This window comes from Bacillus sp. GbtcB14 (genome assembly GCF_019091205.1).
Taxonomy (GTDB): Bacteria; Bacillota; Bacilli; order Bacillales; family Bacillaceae_G; genus Bacillus_A; species Bacillus_A cereus_AG.
The window spans coordinates 372,234-397,347 of record NZ_JAGXJT010000005.1; the positions used below are offsets into that span (position 1 = coordinate 372,234).

A 25,114-nucleotide genomic window follows, 5' to 3' on the forward strand; every position below is an offset into this window, starting at 1 on the left:
AATTGTACTACAGAAAAATGTTAGTGTCTAGTTAGTTTTATGTAAGAAATACAGTCAAACAAAAGCGTTATTTTATAGCAATGTGAAAAGAGCACACAGCAAATGTGTACTCATAACAATCTAAATTATTTTAAGGACCATGATATATCATCAAGGGCTTTATAAATATAACTATACATGCGGTAAAAGAGATACCTTGGATTGTATTTTTGTTTCCATTTCATAAAACTCACCTCTCATACAAATAGTTTAATTACATTATACAGTCATTAATTTGAATGTTAAGAAAACTCGGTGTGAATTAAGGTAAATTTAAACAAAGTAGTTAATTTGTAAAAAGCAGTTAGCTTTCGCTAACTGCTCCACTCCCAACTGGAGTTCTAGTTATGTAATTTAGATGAAGATACTACCTACTAGGATTAAGGCTCCTAGCAAAATTAGAGAATCAACTAAAATCAAGAACTGGTTTTTCTGTGGCTTTTTCAATTCCTTTATCAAACTAAAAACTGCACTCATTCCGAAACAAATATATAACAAAATCATTATTGTTACTGACATAATTAACACTCCTAATATATCGATAACTTAATTATATAACGAAAAACATGTACATGTCATTTTCTAACAAAATCCTTATTTAAAATGAAAAAAGCCCTAGAGGATTAGGACTAAGATTGAAGTATCATCTTTAAAGTGAAAGTAAAAAGAACGATATGAGGTTAGTTTAATACGAATCTTTAAATTAGGAAATAACGATATTAATAGGATAGTTAATTTAAATAAAAAAAGAGCCCTGCATAAGGGATGCAGAGCTTCATAAGGTAGAGTTATGTCGTACTCACAACGGATTTTAACATGAATGTTGTGGTAAACATACTGGTAAATGTATCTAATTTATTTAGAGCTGCTATTTTATAAAAAAAGAGAAGTCCTTAATCAGGTCGCTTCTCTTAATGCCAATATACAATAACTCTTCCATTATAATGTATGGGCGTAAAATATTTAATAATTATCTTCATGGTAAAACTTTCATTTTGTCATAAATAAAAAGGCAGTTATTTCCGCAACCACCTTTTTAAAAAACAGAGCAACTTTTTCAGAAATAAGATATGAATGATTTCTGAAAAGGTTATAGGATATAATCCCATTTTTATAATTCAAGTGACGAGCTTAATTCATAAGAAAGGAATGACTATATTATATGAAAACTTGTCTAACGGGGTTACATATAAAAGAGCAGCTAGCAAAAGCTAACTGCTCCATACAAGGAGATACAGAGAAAACTAAATTGATTTTGGCATACAGCCTATCAACATTATGGACATAATATTGGGTTTTATTCGAAGGAATGTATGTTTTATAAATTAGATTATGATAGTCGATATTCTCCATATTGACCAGAAAAGAACCATGAATTCTAGTAAAATTCCAAGTGTTCTTTTCCTAGTTTTTTGAAATTCTTTTACTAAATAGCCAACAGCACAAATTGCTAGAAGAATGAAAAGAAAAAGTTCTAGTGTAACTGGCATTTGATCTACTCCTAATCATTTAGTTTAATTTAGTATATAACGATTATAAGATTTTTTGTGGGTAATGGTGAAAAATTAAACAAAACTATCTCTATATGAAAAAAGGCCCTGTTGTCTCCAACAGAACCTCTTCTAAAATGGCAAAGAGTAACTCTTACCTTACTCTTTGTTTATATACTACAGAGAAGTGTTAATAAAAATCCAAGGCTGCTTATATTGAGAAATAAAGAAGAATTATTTTAAAGAATTTTATCATTGTTATAAATAAAGGAGCAGTTAGCCAAAACTAACTGCTCGGCTGGTTCTCCAAAAGGGGGAAAGGAGAAAGGTTAGGGACTTCATTAAATGAGTTATGGCCATCGCCTATCTATATTATTGACAAAATATTAAGTTTTATTCTACCGAACCTAAAAAGAGCACCTTTAAAAAGTGCTCTTTAAGGGAAAAGTGAGATGTTAAAAAGTAAATTAGGGTTTTTTACTTCGAGATAATATATGACCATTTCATCATAATGTGACGATGAATCACAAAAGAGCAGCTAGCAAAAGCTAACTGCTCGGTTCTCCAAGGGGGAACAAGGAGAAAGTAGCTTAATGGGTTGTCTATAATATTGACGGAATATTGAGTTTTATCAAAAGGGACTTATAATCTATAAATTAGATTATGATATTTGCTATTACCCATATCGCCCAGAAAAGAACTAAAAATTCTATTGAAATCCAAAGTGCTTTTTTCTCAGGTTTTTTAAATTCTTTTATTAAAGAGAAAACAGCACTAATTGCTATAAGAATGAAAAGAACGAGTCTTATTGTATCTGGCATTTTAACCACTCCTAATCTTAATTTAAATTCATTATATAATGATTTTTAAATTTTTAAATAATTATTGGTGAGAATTAAGCAAAATTTAAACAAAATAATCCTTTGAATAGAAAGAGAGGAATAACAATGGGACAAAGAAACCGTGGAATGGCATTTGAAATGCTTATCAACCTAGCGAACGAAATGTATCAAAGAGGTGGAGTGGCGCTTATAAACAAGCGTCCGACTCCTATGAAGGTGTTAAAAAGTAAAGTTGGACGTGTGCTAAACGGATTCTATGAAGCTTAAAAGTACAGTAGACTATGATGGTGTGTATAAGGGACGAGCTATAGTATTTGAAGCAAAGTCTACAGAGAATGCTACACGATTTGATTTAAAGAATATTGCGCAGCACCAATTGGATTACCTAGAGAAAGCGGAGAAAATGGGAGCAATTTGTTTCTTCCTTATAGAGTTTAGTAAGGATAAATCAGTATTTGTAGTATCACTGTCAGTCATTCGATCTTATGTGAGGATGTCGCATCAACCGAAAGGAAAGAAGTCCATACCAAGAGCAAGAGCCTTTTACTGGATATGTCATTTCAGTAGATAAGAATTACTTAGTGGTTGCTGTGACGTCTACAAAAGATGAAGCGTTTGCTTACCAAAATGATTGGTGGGATTTAGTTGCTCAGAATAAAATTTTAAGAGTTCCTGTTTCAGATAGGGAAAATTACACATTGGGTGAAAAATTAAACGTATATGCAGTTGGTTGGACTCCATCATTACCACCAATTGCTGTTATGCCTACAATTGAAAAATTAGCCTAATAGGTAATCGCATCTAAATATAAAATAAATAACCGATTCCTAAATCGTACAAGGAATCGGTTATTTTGTAACTGCCGGATGTTGGTAATATAAACATTGATTTCTGTTAAACGTTTACTTTTTTCAGCGTATGTAACCCCTTTTTTCTTTTCAACATAAGTTTGCTGTTTCCTACGTTTATGAACTTGAGTTGATGTGAGTCTGTATATTACAACTCGTGAGGGTAATTTTTGTTGTCCAACATAGGCATTTCGAATTTCATCAGTATCTCCTGGTTTTATCTGATGCATGATATGTTCAAAGTCAGGTAAAGCATATAAAGATTGCTTTTTTACTGTCCCATCCCGAAAGAATTCTGGAGATTCATTTTTCACATATACTCTATTGTTTTATGCTAAAATTCTCTTAGTGTATATTTTCGTTAAAATGTGGGTGGACCCCCTTTTAGCAAAACCGGAGTGGAAATGATGAGTATAAACAGTTTTGTGGGATTGATAAAGGACGAATTATTAAAAGAGGTAAGCATAAGAAGTGAGGATGACTTCGAGCCTGTAGTAGTTAAAGATATTCCTAGACTTTGGAAGTGTTTAGGGATGGGTAATTATGCCGCAGTATTTATGCACAAAGAATACAAAGATTGGGTAGTGAAAGTTTACGCACGAGAAGGAGAAGGAATTGAAAAAGAGTCAGAAGTATACCGAAAAATCGGAAATCATCCTTCTTATTCAAAGCTTATATATAAAGGAGAAAATTTCATAGTATTGAAACGTTTAAAAGAAATTACCTTATACGATGCTGTTCATAAGGGGATTAAAATTCCTAAGCAGGTGATCTTTGATATCAATGAAGCTTTAGAGTATGCAAGGGAACAAGGATTAACTCCTTGTGATGTTCACGGAAAAAATGTGATGATGGAAAACGGAAGGGGATATGTAGTCGATGTATCTGATTTCTTAAAAACAAAAGAAGATACTAAGTGGAGAGACCTAGAAAAGGCATATTTTACATTTTATTTGCCTGTCATTTATAAATTTCCTTTCCCTATTAAAATACCGTATTTTATATTAAACATTGTTAGACGTTCGTATAGAAAATATAAGAAGCTTAAAAAGAAATTCAAATTGTAAAAGGACCACATACTTATCTATAGGTTAGATAAGTGAACCACCAGTAAACAAAAGGACCGTACATTTTAGAACTGTCTAATATGTACGGTCCTAATTTGATTACTTCATGAAGTAATCAGTAAGCTTTACCTTTCCTTTTTCACGCAATTACTTATTTTCTTCCTCAAACCCCTTATTCTTTTTCTCTAATTTTTCAATTCTTCTTTCAAGTAAAGGAATGCCGGCATTTTGATTGTTCTCGTTCCGTTTAATCCTAGGGTCCACAAATACTTTTTATTGTTGATTTTGCAAGGAATTGATGCGTTTTTTGAGCACTGTATGGTTTTATTCACTCCGGCTTCTTTCTGTCACACTTTTGAAGTTAATTATATTTTTCTACGTACTAAATAAAAAGATAAGGCCCCCATAATAACAGGTGCAACGAAATCAAAGAAATGGGAAAAATTAAAAGGAAAAAGAAAAAGAAATGGTATAAGTGTATAGAGAACTGCTTGTCCTATAAATACAGGGATTCCAAATTGAAATTCTCTACATCGCTTGATTTTCCTGTATAACACTTCCCCAATTAGACAAGCTATAAGAGCTGGTATACTACCATAAGTGACGATCGTTTTAATGAATCCTAATACAACGTTCGGGTGAATAAAGCTAGGATGAGAAATATATGAAATTAAGAACCATCCAAAAATAAAAGCAAACAAACTTGCAGCATAACTAATTACAAATTTTATCAACGTAATCAACCTCACAGTTTTCTAATATTAACTCCATTGTATGACATAACGTCTCATTAACAGTAGTCAATGAGGCATATAATTTTCGTTTTTTGGGATTTGCTTTTCTTAGCTTGATAGCGATGGGGTGAGTCATAAATTGTGGGAAATCTCCATACTCCTATTAACCCGTTAGTTAAAGAAGAATTTCTTCCACAACTCTTAAGTTATTATAATATGAAAAAATGAAATTCTCCTTCTGCAATTCATTCAAATTGGCCAATCATCGTATCTTTTGAATGCCCTGAAAGTGCATAAGCAAAATAATTAACATATCCTATGCAAGAAAGTTGGGCTAGTTAATCGCATATGTTTTATTGAAAGGATGTGATTGAATTATGGAAAAGCCGAATTGGGGAATTGGAGGATTAGTATTTGTTGGCTGTATGTTTCTTGGCGGAGGAGTGGGATCTATATTAGGCGATACGCATGCTGGATGGCTAATAGGGATGGGGGCTGGATTTATTGGGATGGCTTTAACGAGACTGATCAGAAAGTAATATAATGGGATTCTGCTCCCAGTAAATAAGGAAATATGTATGTAATTCATGGCATAATAGCTTTATAAATTATAGTTAGAACCTTCTCTTTTCTAAATTTCTCCATACATAGATATGATTCTCAAGTCGGAGGATGGCACCTTATGGTGTCTTTTTTTTGTTCCCTAAAAATGACTTAACACATAAAGCCGAGTTAATTCAAATAATCCGGAATCATTGAGTTAATAGATTTTGGCGGATTGCCGTCATCTTTTTTGTAATAGAATAGATTCATTACCGTTTCAGACCTAAGTATTCATTCATAACCTAACAGTAAAAGGGGAGATGATTCAAGGTATGGCGTGTAATGATGAATTAATTTGTCAACAGTTTGCAAGAATTATAGGTGGCCAAGAAGGGTTCGCCGGTGGAAAATGCGTGGCTACAATAAATCGGGATGAAATACAAGCAACTATCTTAGGAAAACGTTTTAGAGTAACAAGTTCCTTCTCATTCGAATCACGAGATAATAAAACTGGACGAGCATTATGTTTAGGCCGGATAGCGCTATTGCAAAGAGAAGTCAATGGGTTTGTTGCTACAATTATTAAACAAGGAATAATCGTTTCGTCTATACACAATGAGTGGTTATGTGATGAGCCGAATTTAATTTACGTTAATATCGAAGACGTTGATGATCCGCTAAGCTTCGCAAGGAAAGTTAGAAAAGCGTTATGTAATTAACCAATCTATTTAGTTAAATGAGCGATATAAAAGGATCTTTAATTGAAAGATCCTTTTATACATAAGATGAAGGTTTTTCCTTGTATTTCATTAATTAAGTTCACTTGATTAGCAAACGAACGTAATTCCTGTGCACGAATCGATATAATAATTTCCGCTTTTATTGTACTGTCAGTCTTTTAGTGGAAATTAAATTTATACGACAAATTTTGACAAAGAAATACATGCATTTTTGTTATGCTATGAAAGTTATTGATTTGTAATGTATATATAGGAGGATTTTTTAATGTTAAAGAAATTGTTATTATTTGTACTTATGAGCTTGTGTGTAATGGCTTTAAGTGCTTGTAAAGGTGATGAAGAAAAATTAAAAGTAGCAGAGGAAGAGCAAAAAATAGATGAAGATAAAAAAGTAGCAGAGGAAGAAAAACGTAAGCAAGAAGAGCAACAAAGAGCAGAGGAAGAAAAACGTAAACAAGAAGAGCAGCAAAGAGTAGAAGAAGAGAAGCGTAAACAAGAAGAGCAGCAAAGAGTAGAAGAAGAGAAGCGTAAACAAGAAGAGCAGCAAAGAGCAGAAGAAGAGAAGCGTAAACAAGAAGAGCAGCAAAGAGTAGAAGAAGAAAAACGTAAACAACAAGAGCAGAAGACTCAGCAACAACAGTCTATACAACAAGAGAGAACACAAAAACAAGAAAAAACAACACAAGCAACAGGTGGGAAACCAACAAGATCACAAATTTCAGTTGGTTCACATGTAGTTATTCAATTAGATAATGACTATAGTAAAACTGTAAGTGGTGTTGTGAAAGACATTTTAACACATAGTGAAACACATACATACGGTATTAAAGTTCGATTACAAGATGGACAAATTGGCCGTGTTCAAAGTGTTAACTAGTGAAAAAAGATTTGACTATTTTTCAAATAAATAAAAACTACAAAAAAACGGTTCTTTCGTAAAGGAACCGTTTTTTTTGTAACGTTTTGCTTAGCGTACGAAATTTGCGTTTTGTTGGTGCAGCCACACCTCTATCAAGTTATCCGATATAGGGTAATAGATGTTTTTATAATTTGAAAGCCGAGGAAACGAACTTGGAGGGAGTATTGGAAGCATGTTTGAGAAGATGAAATCAAAGGAAAAGGAAATGTTTTTTAAGCCGGGGCCATGGACCTATCTTCCCGTTCTAATGAACTAAAAGAAGAACTTCCCCATACCGATTAGACTACTAATCATTCCTATTCCATTCATGCTGCTTTTTCCTACTGAAAGTAAGTTTCCAAGCATTCCTGGCTGACCGATTCCTCCGTTATTCCCCCATCCCATGGGATTTACCTGTCCTCCCCACCCTGGAGGGTTTCCGAAAGCACCCCAGTTATTGGCATTAAAATTAAAAGGCTTGACTGGCGGCGATAGTAAAGCGGCAAGATGACCTTGTGGGAACATCCCTGCATGATTGAATGGTTGGGGCCATACAGGTTTTTGAAAATTAAAGCCTGCATGGCCTGGTAATGGAGCCCAATGAGCAGGATGACCTTGGGGCATCATCGCTGCATAATGGATGGGCTGCTCCCAAGAGAAGGGAGGGGGCTCGGGATTGAAACCCGTATAATTGGCTGGTGAATCCCAACCAAATGGATAGACTCGACAACCCCAATTCTCAGGAATCTTCAGACCATCCATTCCCTCCGCTTTAGTTGTTTGAGGCTGTGAATATAATGATGACATTGAAATTTGGTTATTATATTGCTCCCCGTTTCCCTCTAAATTCAAATACCAATATTGGTGCATAAGCTTATTCCCCTCACTTTAAAAATGTAATGTTAGACTTAGCCTATGTAATATTCCTTTTTATGGATGGTTACATAACTAGATTTACAAGCCCGTATTTAAATGTTTATAAAGGTTTAATCAATAAAAAAATTTTAAAATGTTATGTTGAGCAAGTAGAATTGCTAAAAAGAGAATATCCATTCGAAGAGTTTGGCAAAATACTGCAAGAACAGTGTATTTTTGTGCAGATATGCAAATGATTTAAATGAATCAATGGAATTTATAATGAAGGGGCAAATAAATATATGAGTGAGACATTACATAAAAGAAAACCACCATATTTAATGCTTGTAATCCTTTTTATTGGCGCATTTGTTTCATTTCTAAATAACTCGCTTTTAAATGTAGCCTTGCCATCAATAATGAAGGATTTAGATATTAAAGATTTTTCAACAATCCAGTGGCTTTCTACAGGGTATATGCTTGTAAGTGGTATATTAATTCCAGCATCAGCATTTTTAATAACCCGCTTCTCCAATAGGAGCTTATTTATTACATCTATGGTGATTTTTATTCTTGGTACGGCCTTAGCGGCTGTAGCACCGAACTTTGGTTTATTACTTACTGGCCGGATGATCCAAGCGGCAGGTTCTTCAGTCATGGGGCCTTTGTTAATGAATATTATGCTGGTAAGCTTTCCAAGAGAAAAAAGGGGAACAGCAATGGGGATTTTTGGATTAGTTATGATTACAGCTCCTGCAATTGGACCGACACTATCAGGTTATATTGTAGAGTATTATGACTGGCGTTTGCTTTTTGAAATGATTTTACCGTTAGCAATCATTAGCTTACTGCTGGGGATTTGGAAATCGGAGAATGTCATGAGACAAAACAAAAATGCAAAACTTGATTATCTCTCATTACTATTATCTTCTGTCGGTTTTGGCGGTTTGTTATATGGATTCAGTTCTGCAAGCTCCGATGGCTGGACGAATAAAGTTGTCTTAACAACCTTAACCATAGGCGCTATTGCCCTAATTGCTTTCATTATCCGTCAATTAAAAATGAATGAACCATTATTGGATTTACGTGTTTACAAGTACCCAATGTTTGCACTTGCGTCTGTAATTGCAATCGTTAACGCAGTGGCCATGTTTTCGGGTATGATTTTAACACCAGCTTATGTACAAAATGTCCGTGGTATTTCACCGCTGAGCTCTGGGCTGATGATGCTTCCAGGTGCGGTAATAATGGGAGTTATGTCACCCATTACAGGTAAACTATTTGATAAATATGGTCCTCGAATTCTTGGTATAGTAGGACTTTCCATTACAGCTGTTTCAACTTATATGCTGGCAAACCTGCAAATCGACTCTAGTCACACACATATTATTCTTATTTATACGCTGCGGATGTTTGGGATGGCGATGGTGATGATGCCACTTATGACAAATGGCCTTAATCAATTGCCAACTCGCTTAAATCCGCACGGTACAGCTGTTAATAATACGGCTCAACAAGTGTCCGGTTCGATTGGTACTGCTATTCTTGTTACGATTATGAATTCTGTAACAAAAACAAAAGCTGAAAGTCTAATGGCTGATGTAGATCCAGCAACCTTCACAGAAGCTACGAAGGCAATATTAACGCAGAAGGCTTTATTATCCGGAATTCAATATTCATTCTATGTAGCGCTTGGCATGAATATTGTTGCACTACTATTAGTTTTTTTCGTTAAACGTGTAGATACAAGTGCGGAAGCTATTGAGAGATTAAATCGGTAGAATGAAACATAACTTTAGATAATGATTTCTACAAGTTTTTTGCTGTTTAGTTAGACTATGAAGAAATGCAAATTTCTGCTGCTAAGGCGCTAGTATTTAAAGCCGGAAAAGAAACAGTGAAATAATTATATAGTAAAAAGGATCTGATATTCATATCAGATCCTTTTTCATTAACGACACAGTATATTTGCTTATCGTATTTGTTTGGATTGACATTAGAAACTACTGGTTTTCCCAATACTACAATTTTTAGCTCTTAATTTTTGATAAACATTATAATAATACGCTTCATTTTAATTTAGTATTTTTTTCTGCAAGTTATAAATCCAATATCAACCAACAACTTAGATTACCAACCTTATAAGCAATATCATAATCGTGAATAGTTAGGGAAAAGATAAAATAAGGTAATCAATTACATATCTTTATCCCAGGCGATTCATTGCTATCTTCTTTTTATTGAATGGGATATTTTATTTCATGCTTTTTTGAAAGGGTGTTTTTAATGGATAAAAAAGTATCTGCCATTCCTCAGCCGAAAACATATGGACCGCTGGGTAATCTCCCATTAATCAATAAAGATAAACCGACTCTATCGTTTATTAAGCTGGCGGAAGAGTATGGTCCCATTTTTCAAATTCAAACTTTAAGTGATACCATCATTGTCGTTTCTGGACATGAACTGGTAGCAGAAGTCTGTGACGAAACACGGTTCGATAAAAGTATAGAGGGTGCTTTAGCAAAGGTTCGTGCCTTTGCTGGTGACGGATTATTTACAAGCGAGACTCACGAGCCGAACTGGAAAAAAGCTCATAATATTTTGATGCCTACATTTAGCCAACGGGCAATGAAAGACTATCATGCCATGATGGTCGATATTGCTGTACAACTCGTTCAAAAATGGGCACGGCTTAATCCGAATGAAAACGTAGATGTTCCGGAGGATATGACTCGCCTTACATTAGATACAATTGGTCTGTGTGGTTTTAATTACCGATTTAATAGCTTTTATCGTGAGACCCCTCATCCTTTTATTACTAGCATGAGCCGTGCTCTAGATGAGGCGATGCACCAATTGCAGCGGCTGGATATAGAAGACAAACTTATGTGGAGAACGAAACGTCAATTTCAGCATGATATTCAATCTATGTTTTCTTTAGTAGATAATATTATTGCTGAACGTAAAAGTAATGGGAATCAGGAAGAAAATGATTTACTTTCCCGTATGTTAAATGTGCAGGATCCGGAAACTGGTGAAAAATTAGATGATGAAAATATTCGTTTTCAAATTATTACCTTTTTAATAGCTGGGCATGAGACAACAAGTGGATTGTTATCTTTTGCAATCTATTTTTTATTAAAGAATCCAGATAAATTGAAAAAAGCCTATGAAGAAGTAGATCGGGTTTTAACAGATCCCACTCCAACATACCAACAAGTTATGAAACTAAAGTATATACGGATGGTTTTAAATGAATCGCTACGTCTATGGCCTACTGCTCCAGCATTCAGTCTCTATGCAAAAGAAGATACAGTAATTGGTGGGAAATACCCAATTAAGAAAGGAGAAGATCGTATTTCTGTTCTTATTCCTCAGCTACATAGGGATAAAGATGCGTGGGGAGACAATGTGGAAGAATTCCAACCTGAACGATTTGAAGAGATGGATAAGGTTCCTCATCATGCTTATAAGCCATTTGGAAATGGTCAGAGAGCATGTATCGGTATGCAGTTTGCACTTCATGAAGCCACACTCGTAATGGGAATGCTTCTTCAACATTTTGAATTCATTGATTATGAAGACTATCAGCTGGACGTAAAACAAACATTAACGCTAAAGCCTGGTGATTTTAAAATTAGGATTCTACCCCGAAATCAAACTATCAGTCATACTACTGTTCTTGCGCCTACAGAGGAGAAACTGAAAAACCATGAAATCAAGCAGCAAGTTCAGAAGACTCCTTCTATTATTGGGGCAGATAATCTTTCGCTGCTTGTTCTGTATGGCTCGGATACCGGGGTAGCAGAAGGTATTGCAAGAGAACTAGCAGATACAGCTAGTTTAGAAGGTGTTCAAACGGAAGTGGTAGCTCTTAACGATCGAATTGGAAGTCTGCCAAAAGAAGGGGCGGTTCTTATTGTAACTTCTTCTTATAATGGAAAGCCGCCAAGTAATGCAGGACAGTTTGTGCAGTGGTTGGAGGAATTAAAACCGGATGAGCTAAAAGGTGTTCAATACGCAGTTTTTGGTTGTGGAGATCATAATTGGGCTAGTACTTATCAGCGAATTCCAAGATACATTGATGAGCAAATGGCTCAAAAAGGAGCAACAAGATTTTCTACACGTGGAGAAGCGGATGCAAGTGGTGATTTCGAGGAACAGCTCGAGCAATGGAAACAAAGTATGTGGTCTGATGCGATGAAGGCATTTGGATTGGAATTTAACAAAAACATTGAGAAAGAGCGCAGTACTTTGAGTCTGCAATTTGTCAGCCGTGTTGGAGGATCTCCTCTTGCGCGAACATATGAAGCAGTTTATGCATCTATATTAGAAAATCGTGAACTTCAATCATCTAGCAGTGAAAGAAGCACGCGACATATTGAGATATCTTTGCCAGAAGGTGCTACGTATCAAGAAGGTGACCACCTTGGGGTGCTGCCAATTAATAGTGAGAAAAATGTCAACCGAATTTTAAAACGCTTTGGATTAAATGGGAAGGATCAAGTCATACTGAGTGCAAGTGGACGCAGTGTAAATCACATACCTTTAGACAGTCCTGTTAGTTTATATAACCTTCTTAGTTATAGTGTTGAAGTTCAAGAAGCAGCCACTCGAGCACAAATACGAGAAATGGTGATATTCACAGCATGCCCTCCTCATAAAAAGGAATTGGAATCATTATTGGAAGACGGAGTTTATCATGAACAAATATTAAAGAAACGTGTTTCAATGTTGGATCTTCTTGAAAAGTATGAGGCTTGTGAAATTCGATTTGAACGCTTTTTAGAACTTCTTCCGGCGCTCAAACCGCGTTACTATTCTATTTCAAGCTCTCCACTCGTTGCACAGGATCGTCTGAGTATTACGGTTGGTGTTGTTCATGCGCCTGCATGGAGTGGGGAAGGGACATATGAAGGAGTCGCTTCTAATTATTTAGCTCAGCGTCATAATAAAGATGAGATTATTTGTTTCATTCGAACGCCACAATCAAACTTTCAATTACCTGAAAATCCAGAAACACCAATTATCATGGTTGGGCCAGGTACTGGAATTGCACCATTCCGTGGATTCTTACAAGCGCGTCGCGTTCAAAAGCAAAAAGGTATGAACTTAGGACAAGCACATCTATACTTTGGGTGTCGTCATCCTGAAAAGGATTATCTCTATCGTACAGAACTAGAAAATGATGAAAGAGATGGATTAATCTCTTTACACACAGCTTTTTCTCGCTTAGAAGGACATCCTAAAACATATGTACAGCATTTAATAAAACAAGATAGAATGAATTTAATTTCGTTATTAGATAATGGGGCTCATCTTTATATATGTGGTGATGGAAGTAAAATGGCTCCTGACGTAGAAGATACCCTTTGTCAAGCATATCAAGAAATTCATGAAGTTAGTGAACAAGAAGCAAGGAATTGGTTGGAACATGTGCAAGATGAAGGGCGATATGGAAAAGATGTTTGGGCTGGTATATGAATTTTTCTTAATTAGATAAGCAATATGTAACGAATGAACTTCTTTCGAATAAGTGAATAACTCATTTATAAAAATCCCGTATTTTTATTAAATACGGGATTTCCTTATTTTTAATAAGCTGGACTGATACTGTAGAATAATAATAAGTAATTCATTTGACAATTAAAATGACCTAATTTAATATATATGTCATAGCATATATAGTGAAACAAACAAATTCACTGTGAAGAATTGACTGGTATGCTGTACCCTTTTATATCTTAATTTATAGAGGTGAAACATGAACTTACATGATTTAATAGGCTATCTTGTTCATCGTACTGATGTGAAAATGACCAATTATTTTACGAAGAAATTAAAGCCTTTTGGAGTTACGCCAGAGCAGTGGGGGATTATTAGTGTTCTTTGTAGCCAAAGGGCGACTACTCAAAAAGAGTTAGCAGAAGCTATTGATAAAGATCAAACTACTGTCGTAAGAATGATACAGTCAATGGAGAGAAAAGGGATTGTAAAGAAGGCTTTGAATGACCAAGATAGGCGTTCACACAACCTTTTTTTAACTGAAAAAGGTGACGAGTTAAAGAAAACAATCTTGCCTGTAGTGACAGACGCTCACCATTTCGTTACGAGTAATTTGAGCGAGGAAGAGATTAAAGTATTACAATCGTTATTAAACAAATTGTATGATACACGTTATTAATAGTTGTTCCTTATTGATGCTATGCTATTTATAAGGAACAACCTTTGTTTTAGGTATTATATATGCTATAGCATATAATTTTGTTTGTTTCGAGGAATGGTGGAGATAGCTTTATTTTGTATGTTATCTGATTCAGGATTACTTTTTTTGCCTAGTACCAGTCAAATTTTTGTATTATATATGCTGCAGCATATAAATTTATCAAATAAATAAGAAAGATGTGATTGCTATTTTAATATTAATCAATGTAGTAAAAGTTGTATTGTTTCTGTTCTTTATAATGACAGGTACGAAAATTATATCTGGGAAAATGGCAGATGAGTTCAAACGATTTGGTTTACCTTCGTTTTTTAATTTCTTAACTGGGGCTTTTGAGATTGTAGGAGCGATTGGAATGTTGATAGGAATTTGGTTCCCAATGGCGGCTTTATGGGCAGGATTGTTGTTAGGCGGCACGATGCTTGCAGCTGCATTAACTCTTATTGTATTAGCGAAAGATCCCTTTAAGAAAGCGATACCTGCACTTGTTTTGTTTGTCCTTAGTTTAGGGATCAGTTTGTATCATATTTTTTTAACATAACTGAAAACTGTTAAACTTTATGCGTTCAAGGTGATATCGTTTTGTAATTATTTTATAGATAGGGAGTGTGAAAACGTATGAATGAGTTATTATTTTTCAAAGTCTTAGCGTTTCTTGCTATATTGACAACAAGTATTGTTGCTGGAACTGTTTTTGCATACTCTAATTCTGTCATGCCTGGTCTGCGTAATTCGGATGATCGTACTTTCGTTCTTTCGGTTAGACACTTTACTTCATCAGTGGCTAATCCGATTTTTCTCTTTATTTCAAACGGAGCTCTTATAGCGCAGATCGGTTTTGTTGTATTAGCCGTTTACCTACAGCAATTTGATAAAGTCATTTTAGGATCAATCGCATTGATTAGTTATGTTGCCACTCTACTAATCACTTTCACAGGAAATCTTCCGATGAATAGAGCGATTATCTCAGCTGAACTACCTGTAAGAGATTCTGGATGGGATGAACTCAGAGTCGAATTTGAATCCCGTTGGACGTTGCTGAATCACACGCGTACCTTAACGTGCATCTTGAGTGTGTCGGCACTACTCATAGCGTTGCTTATTAATTAGTAGTATGAATATATTTAGGTGAAAAATAATTAACCTGACAATTCTTAAGGAATGTGTCATTGGAAAATAACTTGTCGTTCCAGATCTTATCAGATGAAAACCTGATTGATTTAAAAGCTATGGAAAGATTTTTTATCCAAAGGAATTCCTGATGAATTTTATATTAAAAATAGGAGTGATTGAAAATGGCATATTTATTACAAGTTGATTTTCCTTTTGAAGGTCCTTTTGGTGAAGAAATGGAAAAAGGATTTTGGGATTTAGCAAAAAGTATTAACGAAGAAGAAGGATTCCACTGGAAAATATGGACAGAGAATCGAGAAACAAAAGAAGCTGGAGGCATTTATGTATTTGAAGAAAAACAAGATGCTGAAAAATACGCTGAAATGCACAAAAACAGACTTGAAGCAGCAGGTGTTAAAGATATTAGAGTAAGAATTTTTAACATTAATGAAAAGTTAACGGAACTGAATCGTGGTTATACTAAATAATTCCGACAGTCGGAGCAAGCTTAAAAAGAAGGGGGATAATCCCCTTCTTTTTTGAATTCTTAAATTGAAGGTGAGGGGGATTTCGCACAAAAAAATCCCTATATAGATAGAGATTCACGTATCGGCATATAGTCCTTGAAAAAGGATGTATGAAGTGTAACATTTGAGAGTTTTTGAATTTGTGAAATTGATGTGAAAGTACTTTTAAAAAATTGTATTGAAATAGTGACTTGTAAATGGGTACGCCCCTTACTGGGAGGTAAGGGGCACAGGAAATGCAAATTTATTTGTAATTTGCTAAGTTTATTGTAGCATATATACCCGTCTATATATGTTACAAAAATATGAACAAATCTATCATTTAGTAACTAGTGGGAGTGCAGATTGTATGGCCTAAGCTGTTTTTAAAGGATTATAACAGAGAAAATACAAGAAAAGACCTGAAATAGGTTCGTTTTTGTTATTCTTTTGGAGAATAATAAATAATGTTGTTTCTCGCGTATCGATACGGGACAAATAAAAGGAATATCTCATCGCTATCCTTTCCTATGAAGCTATGGAAGAGTACATTAGAAAGAACAAATTAAGCCTGTAATATGCTATATAAAAAAGTCGATTCTTAGAAACTCGACTTTTTCTTTGCCTTCTAATTGTATAAAGTTCTACAAAATTGATTTAGCGTATATCTCCACTTAAATGTAAATAAAAGTAAGAAAGAAAGCCGTTTTTTTGTTCTTTAGTATACAGAAAATCGGCTTTCTTACGCATTGCTTAATTTTTCAAACGTATTTGTATTTGATTGTCGGTTAAACGATGGGTCATGACACGTATTATTACAATTTAGTAAGATTATTTTCCAATTTGTAAGGGGACAGTCATGTAATTAAACATAAATAACGTATATCTTTAAGATGTTAAACGCCTATACACTGAAGCATGTAGTTTTTTTGTAGGTGGATTAAACCATTCACAAGTAATTCTGATTGAAAACGGCTAAAAGTGAAGCTACTTGAATTAGGTTGTTTTAGACCATGTTCCCTACAATGCAGTTGCTTTCAGCGTGCTAAAGCTCAGTGTGGAAAATAAAAAAAGGAGCTGATAAAAATAAAAACATTAAGTCTGTTTCTAATAGTTAATAAATCTTTTATTGGTAGGGATATTTAAATTTACAGAGGCACATTTTTATTTTTGTAAAATAACCTTTAAGTGTATTAGGAGATTCCAAATGAATAAATTAAATGCGTATATAAGAATAGATACAATGGATTACTTACGAGGATTTGCCTTGTTGGGAGTTCTTCTTGTGAATAGTTATCAGGTTATGAATAATGTAGGTGTTAATAATGAATTCCATGATGAATTATATTCAATTTTTAACAGAAAATTTTACCCTATCCTATTCTTCTTATTTGGATTTGGTAGTTATCTTTTTATGAATCGATCCAAACAAAAAACAAAAAATAGATACCTTTTATTTTTACGAAGAATAGGATTTTTATTTGTACTAGGACTTATCCATATATTTTATGCACCATCTGGGATTAACGATGTGTTAATGGTGTATGCTGTACTTGGCCTATTTATTGCTATGTTTTTTAAATGTAAAAAATGGAATAACTTAATTGTAACGATTACACTAATTGTTTTATCTATAGTTACAGCATTTTGTCAACCTGTTTATGGTGAAAGGATAGTATGGCTAGAATTACTCTCAAACATAAGTAATTGGTTATCATTGATGATGCTAGGGTTTACGATGGGGCAATTTAAATTTTTTGAAAATATCTATGGGAAATTAAAGTATATTTCGATTTTCTTAATAGTTACTATTTTTGCTTATCTATCTCTATTTTATATTCAAAAGTTAATTGTCATTACTCCTGCAGGCCATGAAATATTAGAAGATTATATAGTTTCTTCAATGATTATTAGCTTTCTTCTAATTATTTTACAATGGGATAAAGCTAAAGTAATATTTTCTCCAATAAAATATTATGGACAAATGTCTTTAACAAATTATCTGGCACAAAGTGTCTTACTAATTGGGTTTAGTCTCATCATTGGTAGTGTACCTATTAATTCATTAATTATCTGCTTCATTATCCATACTATTCTAATTGTTTTTAGCATAATGTGGTTAAGGTCTTTTAATATGGGACCTGTTGAATTGTTGTTACGGTACTTCACTTATTGGGGCAAAATTCCAAATAAGAAATAATTATTAAAGAAAGTTTTAATGAAGGAACCTCTTTATAATGAAATGTTAAAGTCAATTTTCTTAACGTACGACACGTTATTGAGCTGTTACAACAAAGAGGTTTTTTCAGCAAACAGTTAGCAGCGAGTGGATTTTGAATACGCTGTATGCCTTGCTTTTCCATACTTGGGAACAGGTATATGAAGGAAATATGGCTAAAAAATCTGCTGCAGAGCTTGTTTTAAATACATTTTATTATGGTTTCAAAGCTAAGGATGAGTTGAGAGAGGAGTGAACTGATACAAATTCATGATAATTAACATCAATAATTATAAAAAGCGAAAAGGAGTAATGGGGGATGAATCAAATCTCTATTGTAAAGGCTGATCATCAATCCATGGTCGGTGCCAAGCTAAATGTAATGGCATTGGAATACATGGCGTTTCCACTTGCAGGATCTGAGGAGAAGAACACAGTCGAAGAGACATTTTGTAAGCTATGGCGGCAGGGGAACAACCGTTTTAGTCATCAATACGCTTATGAAGCTCAAATGGACGGGAAAACTTTAGGGATGATTACTTGCTATCCCATCCCCGTTTTAAATCGTCTTGCCTGGCCCACTTTTAAACAGCTGCTTTCATTCCGCAAGTTTGGTTTTGTTTTTTATAACATTCTGAATATCAAAATGCTTTATTCCATGGTTACCTCGAAGGAGGGAGAAGAGGACGAGTTTCACATCGGAACAATCGCTTTATTGCCCGAAAGTCGAGGACTGGGGATAGGTACCAGACTACTTGAGTTTGCTGAGGAACAGGCTACCCTGCAAGGCTTTGCCAAATGTTCTCTGACGGTAAAGAAAGAAAACAAACTTGCCATTAAATTGTATCAGAGGAGAGGCTATCAAATTACAGGTGAAATAAATAAACCAACGTTATCGATGTACAGAATGGCCAAAAACGTAGAACCTTACAACCACTTATAAAAAAGTTGTACCGTATTAGGGACACCACCACATCGCCATCAACCTAAGAGTACCTACTACATATTATTGTTATAAATATTACACTGCCTAGATTAATAAGAAGAGATGAAAAAACACGCTAAGTAAAAAATAAAGGAAGCTATCCATATGGACAGCTTCCTTACATAATTATCGTTATTAGCAGTAGGGACTTAATTTATTTAATGATTTTCAAAAACAAAATTCAATTCATATATTTAGAATATAATGAAAAATCGTTATAATGTATTAGAGGTCTACATGGCGTGGAGTTATTGTTAATCATTCAAATAGTTATTTTCACAGTAAATCCAAGCTGAAAAAAGAGATTTAATATGTTAAACGGTTTTGGAATTCCAGGAACTATTATTACTGTTTTAACTTTAAGTGGATTAGTATTTTTATTTAGAAAATTGTTTAGAAAAAATCAATAAAATAACATTTGATTTAAATAAGAAAAGAGGGGGAGTTATGTTGAAACAAGGATGGAGTAAGTTTAAATCCCCTAAAGACTGTTTACGAAAATCTTTAGACTTTATTTTTAGCGAAGTCATATGGGATTCTATTTTCAAAGTTTTCCTTAAACTGTTATGGGCATTTAAAGGTATGGCAAAAGGTTTGAAACGCCTAATAGATAGCATATTTACATAATAGGGTAGCATCCCATTAAGAAAAGAAATAGGAGAGAATATCCTATTTCTTTTTATTTCTATAATAAAATATAACTGCTAAATCTAAAGTAATGATAATAATTAGAAGTAATACTTCTATAAGTGCGTCAGTTTTCCAGTGTTGCAAAGACTTTATAAAGAAATCCCATTCTGTTTCATAGGGAGGCTCTGACCAATTTCGTTGCATTCCTAACACTATTCCATTTATGAAAAGGATCATACTTAATAGAATTCTTCCAACAAATACGGCAGCTACTTTTATATTCCAACGCTTTATCTTAATTACATACAGGATTGGAAATAGTATAAGAATCCAAAAAATAATGATATAGACTGTATTTATCATTCTCTACTCCTAACAAAAGGATTGTTTTGAATATAGGTGAGTCTTCGGATTGAAGGTATGTTTTATTGTTACTGGTTTAAAAACAAGGGCCGGAATTCCGGCTCTTTTTGTATCCCGCAAAATAAAGGTTTACTTTATCTCTCCGTTTCAAAAAACTCAATCCATTCTCCATCAGGACCAGCGAAGAATATGTAACGTGTTCCATCTGGTAATGTTTCAATTTCTTCTCCCAGTAAAAAAGTTATTTCGTGTTTCTTTAGTCTTTCGATTTCCTCTTCTAATGAATCCACTTTAAAGCAAATGTGATGTACTTTTCCTTCTGCCGGAAGAGAAGAGTTATAACCTTCAATTAATTCAAGTATCGTTTCCTTCGATTCTTCCACACCTAAAAAAGCGAGTTTTAAGTCGGGATTCGGGTGACCCATACGTTTAATGAGCTGTAAGCCAACTACTTCTTCATAAAATGAAATAGATGTTTCTAAGTTTGCAACCATAAGTCCAACGTGTTCGATTCTTCTAACTGGCATGTGGATTCCTTCTTTCTGAAAATTATATACAATATATTATTGAAAATTAAGAAAATAAGCAAGATAAAAACCTTACAAATTTTAGCGTGTTATATGGTATAGTGAGAAAGTATGTTTGGGGAGACGGAAGGAGATTATACGATGAATACACCTACTCAAACTCCTTCATTATCGGCAACGATGAAAGAGTGGCATTATGCATTAGCGTATGAAATTAAACATTGGAAAACGATAGGTGGTAGTAAAATTTCTATCATAAACGGTCGTTTTTTATATACAGATTATGAAAGTACAGTATACGTATTTCAGCTTATTTCGGAAGTAAGCTTACCTGAAGGTTCACCAATTCGAATTGAATTTGATGGTGAGGAAGCGACAGGGGAAGTATTATCTGTACACGGATTAGAAATAGAACTGAAATTAAATGATTATATACAAGGTGAAATACGAGAAGCGGTTTTATACAGTGAACCGTGGCAATTGCTAGAGCAACTACAAGAGCGATTGAAAGAGGCACATAAAGATAAGTTAAAACGTAATCGTATAAAGCGTCTTGTTGATGGGACGAGCAGTCCGAAGCATATTGAGAAGATGAAAAATCCGAAAAATGAATTGGCATATCGTTCATTTTACAATCCGACAACGTACGTATGGGGACCACCTGGAACAGGGAAGTCTTACAATTTATCACGTATTATTTCGGCTCATTATCAAAAAGGAAAATCGGTACTTGTGTTAGCTCATAGTAACGCAGCAGTGGACGTATTAATGAGTGAAGTAACGAAGCAAATTGAGAAGAAAAAGAAATGGACGCCTGGCGAAATTGTTCGTTACGGTTTTAGTCAACATGAACATATACGAAATCATGAAACGTTGCTTGCGTCGAAGTTAGTTGAAACGACGAACGGATCATGGGGAGAAGAAAGACTCTATTTAGAGGAAACACGACAAGATCTTCGTGAAAAGATTTTATCATATAAAGCGACTTCTGCTGATAAGAAGCGTATACAAGAGATTGAAAGTGATCTTCGAAAGCAAAAAGCGAAAATTAAAGAAGTAGAAAAAGAATACATTGAAAATGCGAAAGTAATCGGCGCAACTTTATCGAAATGTGCCATTGATTCACTTATTTATGAGCGTACATTTGATTTAGTTGTCGTAGATGAAGTGAGTATGGCATATGTTCCGCAAATCGCATTAGCTGCTTCTCTTGGGAAACGCATCGTCGTATGTGGTGACTTTTTACAATTACCTCCAATTGCGATGGCGAACCATGAACTCGTTCGAAAATGGCTTGGGGAAGATATGTTTTACCATGCCGGGATTGTTGAGTCTGTCAATAAATCAGAAGCACATCCGAATCTCTTTATGTTGCAGGAACAAAGACGTATGCATGCGGATATATCTAAGTTTACAAATTCATTTATTTATAAAAATAGAGTATATGATCATCCGTCTGTTTCAGAACGTAAAGAACTTGCGCAATTGCAACCATTCGCAAATGAGGCAAGTGTTTTATTTGATACGAGCTTAATGGGCGCCTTTTCGTTAAAAGACGCTGCTTCAGGTTCTCGTTTTAACATTATGTCTGGTTTAGTAGCGATGCAAATGATGTTAATCGGACTGTTAGATGGTGTTCAATCGATCGGTGTTGTTACACCTTACAGGGCACAATCCCGTTTTTTATCAACGTGTATTAGAGAAATGTTGCAGAGAACGAAATATCAAAACATACCAGTTTTAGCGGCGACGGTTCATAAGTTTCAAGGTTCTGAAAGAGATATGATGATATTTGATACGGTTGATAGTTATCCGCAAGAACGACCTGGCGTGTTATTCTTTGACCATAAAAATCATCGCCTCGTCAACGTTGCAGTGACAAGGGCGAGAGGGAAATTCATTCAATTATCGGATTGCCATTATATGCGTAAAAATCTTTCAAGAAAACAAGCGTTATCACAATTAACAGCTCATATAGAACGTCACGGAGATGTGTATGATCGTACGACATCAAGACAATTGTGGGAGCGGAAAATTTCGAAACGTTTACGCTGGTTTATGGAAATGAATCTTGAAGAACCGAAAGGGTTATTGAAAGATATTTTAGCTGCAAAACGAAAAATTATTATTTCACTTCCAAGTACAAAGCAAGTGGATAAACGAGTCTGGCAAGCGTTAATGCGTACAAATGCACAAATAACAGTGTATAGTGATGGACCAGTTCCGTTAAAAAATGTAAAGTTACAAAGACAAAATAAAGCTTTCCCGTTTATCGTAATCGATGATGAAATCTTTTGGGCAGGGGCACCGCTTACATCTCAAATGATGTTTGAAGGTAGTACGGAATTTCCGTACATATGTGCAAGGATGCAAGCACCTGAGACAATCGGCGTATTAAAAGGATTTTTAGATATTCGGTAAATTCGGATAGGAATTCCTTGACTTTTATTTGAAATGAACTTAGAATGAAAATAATTTAATATAATTTTATGAAAATTCTTATCACGAGAGGTGGAGGGACTGGCCCTACGATACCTCGGCAGCGGATTCTTTATGAATACTGTGCCAATTCCAGCAAGGTAACTTGAAAGATAAGAAAGAAGCTCATTTTGACTGTATATACAGAAGCCTCTTTCTATCTTTTAGAAAGAGGCTTTTTTATGTGAAAATATAAGGGGGAAGAAAAATGGGAGCGATAGGAGTAACGTCACAAAGAAAAACAATTGAAGAGAGTATTGAAAGAAATAAGGAAAAGTACATAGAAACAAGTCACGATATTCATGCGAATCCGGAGATTGGTAATCAAGAATTTTACGCATCAAGAACGTTAAGTTTATTGCTAGGTAGTGCAGGATTTCAGTTGCAACACAATATAGCTGGACATGAAACAGGTTTTATCGCGCGGAAAAGTTCAGGAAAGCAAGGGCCAGTTATCGCATTTTTAGCGGAGTATGACGCTTTACCAGGACTCGGTCATGCGTGTGGTCACAATTTAATTGGCACAATTAGCGTCGCAGCAGCAATCGCATTATCAGAAACGCTTGAAGAAATTGGTGGAGAAGTTGTCGTGTTCGGAACACCAGCAGAAGAAGGCGGGCCAAACGGTAGCGCAAAATCGAGTTATGTAAAGGCAGGTTTATTTAAAGATGTTGATGCGGCGCTTATGATTCATCCGAGCGGAAAAACAGCGACAACGAGTCCTTCACTTGCAGTCGATCCACTTGATTTTCATTTTTACGGAAAAACAGCTCATGCTGCAGCTTCACCTGAAGAAGGGATTAACGCATTAGATGCGGTTATTCAGCTGTACAACAGTATTAACGCACTTCGCCAACAACTTCCGTCAGATGTGAGAATTCATGGTGTTATTACTGAGGGCGGAAAAGCACCTAACATTATTCCTGACTACGCTGCAGCAAGATTCTTCATCCGTGCAGCAACGAGAAAAAGATGTGCGGAAGTAACAGAGAAAGTAAGAAACATCGCAGAGGGAGCAGCGTTAGCAACAGGTACGAAAGTGAAAATTCATCAATTCCAAAATGAAATCGATGAACTACTCGTAACAAAAACATTTAATGACGTCGTAGCCGAAGAACTAGAATTACAAGGTGAAGACGTAAATCGTAAAGAAAGACTTGGCATCGGTTCAACCGACGCAGGAAACGTAAGCCAAGTTGTACCGACAATTCACCCGTACATTAAAATCGGTCCAGATGACTTAATTGCGCATACGAATGAATTTAGAGAAGCAGCACGTTCAGAACTTGGAGATAAAGCGCTAGTTACATCGGCAAAAGCATTAGCGAATACAGCGTATCGATTAATTACAGAAGAAGGGTTGTTAGAGAAGTTGAAGGAGGAGTTTAGAGAGGCGCAGAGGAATCAAGGGTAGAGGGGATTAAGGTGCTCTTTTCAAAGAGCAATCTAATTAATAAGTAGAGATATAAAAAAGAACATTGAAATATCAATGTTCTTTTTTATTTACTAATCATTGATTTTGTTGGTTTTTTTCAAGAAAGAAAAACTTTTACTGTTACGTATCCCTTTATCAGAACGACAATTTCTCCTCAAACTCATTCTTTAATACAATTAAAGGAGATGATAAGCCAAACTGCATTAAAGAGTCTAAAAATGTAGCGAGAGAATCCATCGAATCGCTCATGACCTTCATCATATAATTAAACTCCCCGCTAATTCGATATAAATCTGTTACTTCAGGAGCGGCATTACAATATTGGATAAAATCAGAGCATTGGCTCGTTTTAAACATGATAAATGCTTGAATGTTTTTATTAATTTTGGAAGGCTCAAATTTCGTTCGGTAAGCTGCTATAACTCCTTGATCTTCAAGTTTATTAATACGCTCTTTTACAGCAGGCTGCGTCATGGATATGATCCGTCCTATTTCTGAAACGGAAATTCTCGCATTTTCATATAACAAGTTCATAATTTTATGATCGATTTCATCCAATTTTACTGCGTTTTGCATTGTG

21 protein-coding genes, 4 pseudogenes and 1 riboswitch are annotated in these 25,114 nt (G+C 34.9%); of the genes and pseudogenes, 18 read left to right on the forward strand and 7 right to left on the reverse strand.

Annotated features, from left to right (window positions below; genetic code table 11):
- Nucleotides 1-2,185 precede the first annotated feature (2,185 nt).
- A complete protein-coding gene (locus KVT31_RS17535) occupies nucleotides 2,186-2,350 on the reverse strand; it encodes a hypothetical protein (protein ID WP_076542666.1) in 165 nt (54 codons plus the stop codon).
- A 126-nt stretch (nucleotides 2,351-2,476) separates the two neighbouring features.
- Here KVT31_RS17535 and KVT31_RS17540 point away from each other — a divergent pair.
- Both KVT31_RS17540 and KVT31_RS17545 read left to right on the forward strand, forming a co-directional pair.
- Nucleotides 2,477-2,906, forward strand: a pseudogene (locus KVT31_RS17540) (Holliday junction resolvase RecU); the annotation flags it as partial.
- A pseudogene (locus tag KVT31_RS17545) lies at nucleotides 2,899-3,159 on the forward strand (DUF3221 domain-containing protein); the annotation flags it as partial. The pseudogenes KVT31_RS17540 and KVT31_RS17545, both read left to right, overlap by 8 nt.
- A gap of 77 nt (nucleotides 3,160-3,236) precedes the next feature.
- Here the strand turns inward: KVT31_RS17545 and KVT31_RS17550 are convergent.
- Nucleotides 3,237-3,548: pseudogene (locus tag KVT31_RS17550) on the reverse strand (IS4 family transposase); the annotation flags it as partial.
- Nucleotides 3,549-3,626: 78 nt separating this feature from the next.
- Here KVT31_RS17550 and KVT31_RS17555 point away from each other — a divergent pair.
- A complete protein-coding gene (locus tag KVT31_RS17555) occupies nucleotides 3,627-4,286 on the forward strand; it encodes a protein kinase family protein (protein WP_088096934.1) in 660 nt (219 codons plus the stop codon).
- A 365-nt stretch (nucleotides 4,287-4,651) separates the two neighbouring features.
- Here KVT31_RS17555 and KVT31_RS17560 read toward each other — a convergent pair whose 3' ends face one another.
- Nucleotides 4,652-5,029, reverse strand: coding sequence for a hypothetical protein (locus tag KVT31_RS17560; RefSeq protein WP_088096953.1), 378 nt, complete (start codon nucleotides 5,027-5,029; stop codon nucleotides 4,652-4,654).
- A 368-nt stretch (nucleotides 5,030-5,397) separates the two neighbouring features.
- Between KVT31_RS17560 and KVT31_RS17565 the strand changes: the two genes are divergently transcribed.
- The 3 genes from KVT31_RS17565 (at nucleotide 5,398) to KVT31_RS17575 (ending at nucleotide 7,180) form a co-directional block, all read left to right on the forward strand.
- A complete protein-coding gene (locus KVT31_RS17565) occupies nucleotides 5,398-5,559 on the forward strand; it encodes a hypothetical protein (protein WP_170930143.1) in 162 nt (53 codons plus the stop codon).
- A 336-nt stretch (nucleotides 5,560-5,895) separates the two neighbouring features.
- Nucleotides 5,896-6,282, forward strand: a complete 387-nt coding sequence (locus KVT31_RS17570) for a DUF1259 domain-containing protein (RefSeq protein ID WP_098342248.1) — start codon at nucleotides 5,896-5,898, stop codon at nucleotides 6,280-6,282.
- Between the two features lie 286 nt (nucleotides 6,283-6,568).
- On the forward strand, nucleotides 6,569-7,180 hold the full coding sequence (locus KVT31_RS17575; RefSeq protein ID WP_088096932.1) for a YwbE family protein: 612 nt from the start codon (nucleotides 6,569-6,571) through the stop codon (nucleotides 7,178-7,180).
- A gap of 294 nt (nucleotides 7,181-7,474) precedes the next feature.
- Here the strand turns inward: KVT31_RS17575 and KVT31_RS17580 are convergent, their stop codons facing one another.
- Nucleotides 7,475-8,071, reverse strand: coding sequence for a hypothetical protein (locus KVT31_RS17580; RefSeq protein ID WP_088096931.1), 597 nt, complete (start codon nucleotides 8,069-8,071; stop codon nucleotides 7,475-7,477).
- A 287-nt stretch (nucleotides 8,072-8,358) separates the two neighbouring features.
- On the opposite strand from KVT31_RS17580, the gene KVT31_RS17585 reads away from it, so the two are divergent.
- The 10 genes and pseudogenes from KVT31_RS17585 to KVT31_RS17630 all read left to right on the forward strand — a co-directional run bounded on the left by KVT31_RS17585 (nucleotide 8,359) and on the right by KVT31_RS17630 (nucleotide 19,728).
- A complete protein-coding gene (locus KVT31_RS17585) occupies nucleotides 8,359-9,837 on the forward strand; it encodes a DHA2 family efflux MFS transporter permease subunit (protein WP_088096930.1) in 1,479 nt (492 codons plus the stop codon).
- Between the two features lie 505 nt (nucleotides 9,838-10,342).
- Nucleotides 10,343-13,540 (forward strand): bifunctional P-450/NADPH--P450 reductase, encoded by a 3,198-nt coding sequence (cypD, locus tag KVT31_RS17590; protein ID WP_088096929.1) that lies wholly within the window; start codon nucleotides 10,343-10,345, stop codon nucleotides 13,538-13,540.
- Between the two features lie 280 nt (nucleotides 13,541-13,820).
- Nucleotides 13,821-14,240 carry a MarR family winged helix-turn-helix transcriptional regulator gene (locus KVT31_RS17595; RefSeq protein ID WP_001048550.1) on the forward strand — a complete coding sequence of 140 codons (420 nt, stop codon included), beginning with the start codon at nucleotides 13,821-13,823 and terminating at the stop codon, nucleotides 14,238-14,240.
- Nucleotides 14,241-14,463: 223 nt separating this feature from the next.
- Nucleotides 14,464-14,820, forward strand: a complete 357-nt coding sequence (locus KVT31_RS17600) for a DoxX family protein (protein ID WP_088096951.1) — start codon at nucleotides 14,464-14,466, stop codon at nucleotides 14,818-14,820.
- A 77-nt stretch (nucleotides 14,821-14,897) separates the two neighbouring features.
- Nucleotides 14,898-15,389, forward strand: coding sequence for an anthrone oxygenase family protein (locus KVT31_RS17605; protein WP_088096928.1), 492 nt, complete (start codon nucleotides 14,898-14,900; stop codon nucleotides 15,387-15,389).
- 185 nt (nucleotides 15,390-15,574) lie between these two features.
- Nucleotides 15,575-15,880 (forward strand): monooxygenase, encoded by a 306-nt coding sequence (locus KVT31_RS17610; RefSeq protein WP_088096927.1) that lies wholly within the window; start codon nucleotides 15,575-15,577, stop codon nucleotides 15,878-15,880.
- Between the two features lie 1,225 nt (nucleotides 15,881-17,105).
- Entirely contained in the window at nucleotides 17,106-18,098 is a 993-nt protein-coding gene (locus KVT31_RS17615) for a DUF418 domain-containing protein (protein WP_088096926.1), read from the forward strand.
- A gap of 65 nt (nucleotides 18,099-18,163) precedes the next feature.
- Nucleotides 18,164-18,372, forward strand: a pseudogene (locus KVT31_RS17620) (TetR/AcrR family transcriptional regulator); the annotation flags it as partial.
- Nucleotides 18,373-18,435: 63 nt separating this feature from the next.
- Complete coding sequence (locus KVT31_RS17625) at nucleotides 18,436-19,059, forward strand: GNAT family N-acetyltransferase (RefSeq protein ID WP_088096925.1); 624 nt, start codon at nucleotides 18,436-18,438, stop codon at nucleotides 19,057-19,059.
- Between the two features lie 489 nt (nucleotides 19,060-19,548).
- Nucleotides 19,549-19,728 carry a hypothetical protein gene (locus tag KVT31_RS17630; protein ID WP_088096924.1) on the forward strand — a complete coding sequence of 60 codons (180 nt, stop codon included), beginning with the start codon at nucleotides 19,549-19,551 and terminating at the stop codon, nucleotides 19,726-19,728.
- A 42-nt stretch (nucleotides 19,729-19,770) separates the two neighbouring features.
- Here the strand turns inward: KVT31_RS17630 and KVT31_RS17635 are convergent, their stop codons facing one another.
- Together KVT31_RS17635 and KVT31_RS17640 are read right to left on the reverse strand one after the other, a co-directional pair.
- A complete protein-coding gene (locus KVT31_RS17635; RefSeq protein WP_088096923.1) occupies nucleotides 19,771-20,094 on the reverse strand; it encodes a hypothetical protein in 324 nt (107 codons plus the stop codon).
- 134 nt (nucleotides 20,095-20,228) lie between these two features.
- Nucleotides 20,229-20,621, reverse strand: coding sequence for a VOC family protein (locus KVT31_RS17640; protein WP_088096922.1), 393 nt, complete (start codon nucleotides 20,619-20,621; stop codon nucleotides 20,229-20,231).
- A 111-nt stretch (nucleotides 20,622-20,732) separates the two neighbouring features.
- On the opposite strand from KVT31_RS17640, the gene KVT31_RS17645 reads away from it, so the two are divergent.
- Both KVT31_RS17645 and KVT31_RS17650 read left to right on the forward strand, forming a co-directional pair.
- Entirely contained in the window at nucleotides 20,733-23,042 is a 2,310-nt protein-coding gene (locus KVT31_RS17645; protein WP_140392489.1) for an AAA domain-containing protein, read from the forward strand.
- 75 nt (nucleotides 23,043-23,117) lie between these two features.
- Nucleotides 23,118-23,219: riboswitch (SAM riboswitch) on the forward strand.
- Nucleotides 23,220-23,307: 88 nt separating this feature from the next.
- Nucleotides 23,308-24,513: a M20 family metallopeptidase gene (locus KVT31_RS17650; RefSeq protein WP_088096920.1), complete on the forward strand. Its 1,206-nt coding sequence runs from the start codon at nucleotides 23,308-23,310 to the stop codon at nucleotides 24,511-24,513.
- Nucleotides 24,514-24,669: 156 nt separating this feature from the next.
- Here KVT31_RS17650 and KVT31_RS17655 read toward each other — a convergent pair whose 3' ends face one another.
- On the reverse strand, nucleotides 24,670-25,110 hold the full coding sequence (locus KVT31_RS17655) for an Lrp/AsnC family transcriptional regulator (protein ID WP_088096919.1): 441 nt from the start codon (nucleotides 25,108-25,110) through the stop codon (nucleotides 24,670-24,672).
- Nucleotides 25,111-25,114: the final 4 nt, after the last annotated feature.

Bases quoted from the DNA above. Each gene is read 5' to 3' on its own strand.
- KVT31_RS17535 (WP_076542666.1), bottom strand. From the start codon at position 2,350: ATGCCAGATACAATAAGACTCGTTCTTTTCATTCTTATAGCAATTAGT.
- KVT31_RS17555 (WP_088096934.1), top strand. From the start codon at position 3,627: ATGAGTATAAACAGTTTTGTGGGATTGATAAAGGACGAATTATTAAAA.
- KVT31_RS17565 (WP_170930143.1), top strand. From the start codon at position 5,398: ATGGAAAAGCCGAATTGGGGAATTGGAGGATTAGTATTTGTTGGCTGT.
- KVT31_RS17570 (WP_098342248.1), top strand. From the start codon at position 5,896: ATGGCGTGTAATGATGAATTAATTTGTCAACAGTTTGCAAGAATTATA.
- KVT31_RS17575 (WP_088096932.1), top strand. From the start codon at position 6,569: ATGTTAAAGAAATTGTTATTATTTGTACTTATGAGCTTGTGTGTAATG.
- KVT31_RS17580 (WP_088096931.1), bottom strand. From the start codon at position 8,071: ATGCACCAATATTGGTATTTGAATTTAGAGGGAAACGGGGAGCAATAT.
- KVT31_RS17585 (WP_088096930.1), top strand. From the start codon at position 8,359: ATGAGTGAGACATTACATAAAAGAAAACCACCATATTTAATGCTTGTA.
- cypD (WP_088096929.1), top strand. From the start codon at position 10,343: ATGGATAAAAAAGTATCTGCCATTCCTCAGCCGAAAACATATGGACCG.
- KVT31_RS17595 (WP_001048550.1), top strand. From the start codon at position 13,821: ATGAACTTACATGATTTAATAGGCTATCTTGTTCATCGTACTGATGTG.
- KVT31_RS17605 (WP_088096928.1), top strand. From the start codon at position 14,898: ATGAATGAGTTATTATTTTTCAAAGTCTTAGCGTTTCTTGCTATATTG.
- KVT31_RS17610 (WP_088096927.1), top strand. From the start codon at position 15,575: ATGGCATATTTATTACAAGTTGATTTTCCTTTTGAAGGTCCTTTTGGT.
- KVT31_RS17615 (WP_088096926.1), top strand. From the start codon at position 17,106: ATGAATAAATTAAATGCGTATATAAGAATAGATACAATGGATTACTTA.
- KVT31_RS17625 (WP_088096925.1), top strand. From the start codon at position 18,436: ATGAATCAAATCTCTATTGTAAAGGCTGATCATCAATCCATGGTCGGT.
- KVT31_RS17630 (WP_088096924.1), top strand. From the start codon at position 19,549: ATGTTGAAACAAGGATGGAGTAAGTTTAAATCCCCTAAAGACTGTTTA.
- KVT31_RS17635 (WP_088096923.1), bottom strand. From the start codon at position 20,094: ATGATAAATACAGTCTATATCATTATTTTTTGGATTCTTATACTATTT.
- KVT31_RS17640 (WP_088096922.1), bottom strand. From the start codon at position 20,621: ATGCCAGTTAGAAGAATCGAACACGTTGGACTTATGGTTGCAAACTTA.
- KVT31_RS17645 (WP_140392489.1), top strand. From the start codon at position 20,733: ATGTTTGGGGAGACGGAAGGAGATTATACGATGAATACACCTACTCAA.
- KVT31_RS17650 (WP_088096920.1), top strand. From the start codon at position 23,308: ATGGGAGCGATAGGAGTAACGTCACAAAGAAAAACAATTGAAGAGAGT.
- KVT31_RS17655 (WP_088096919.1), bottom strand. From the start codon at position 25,110: ATGCAAAACGCAGTAAAATTGGATGAAATCGATCATAAAATTATGAAC.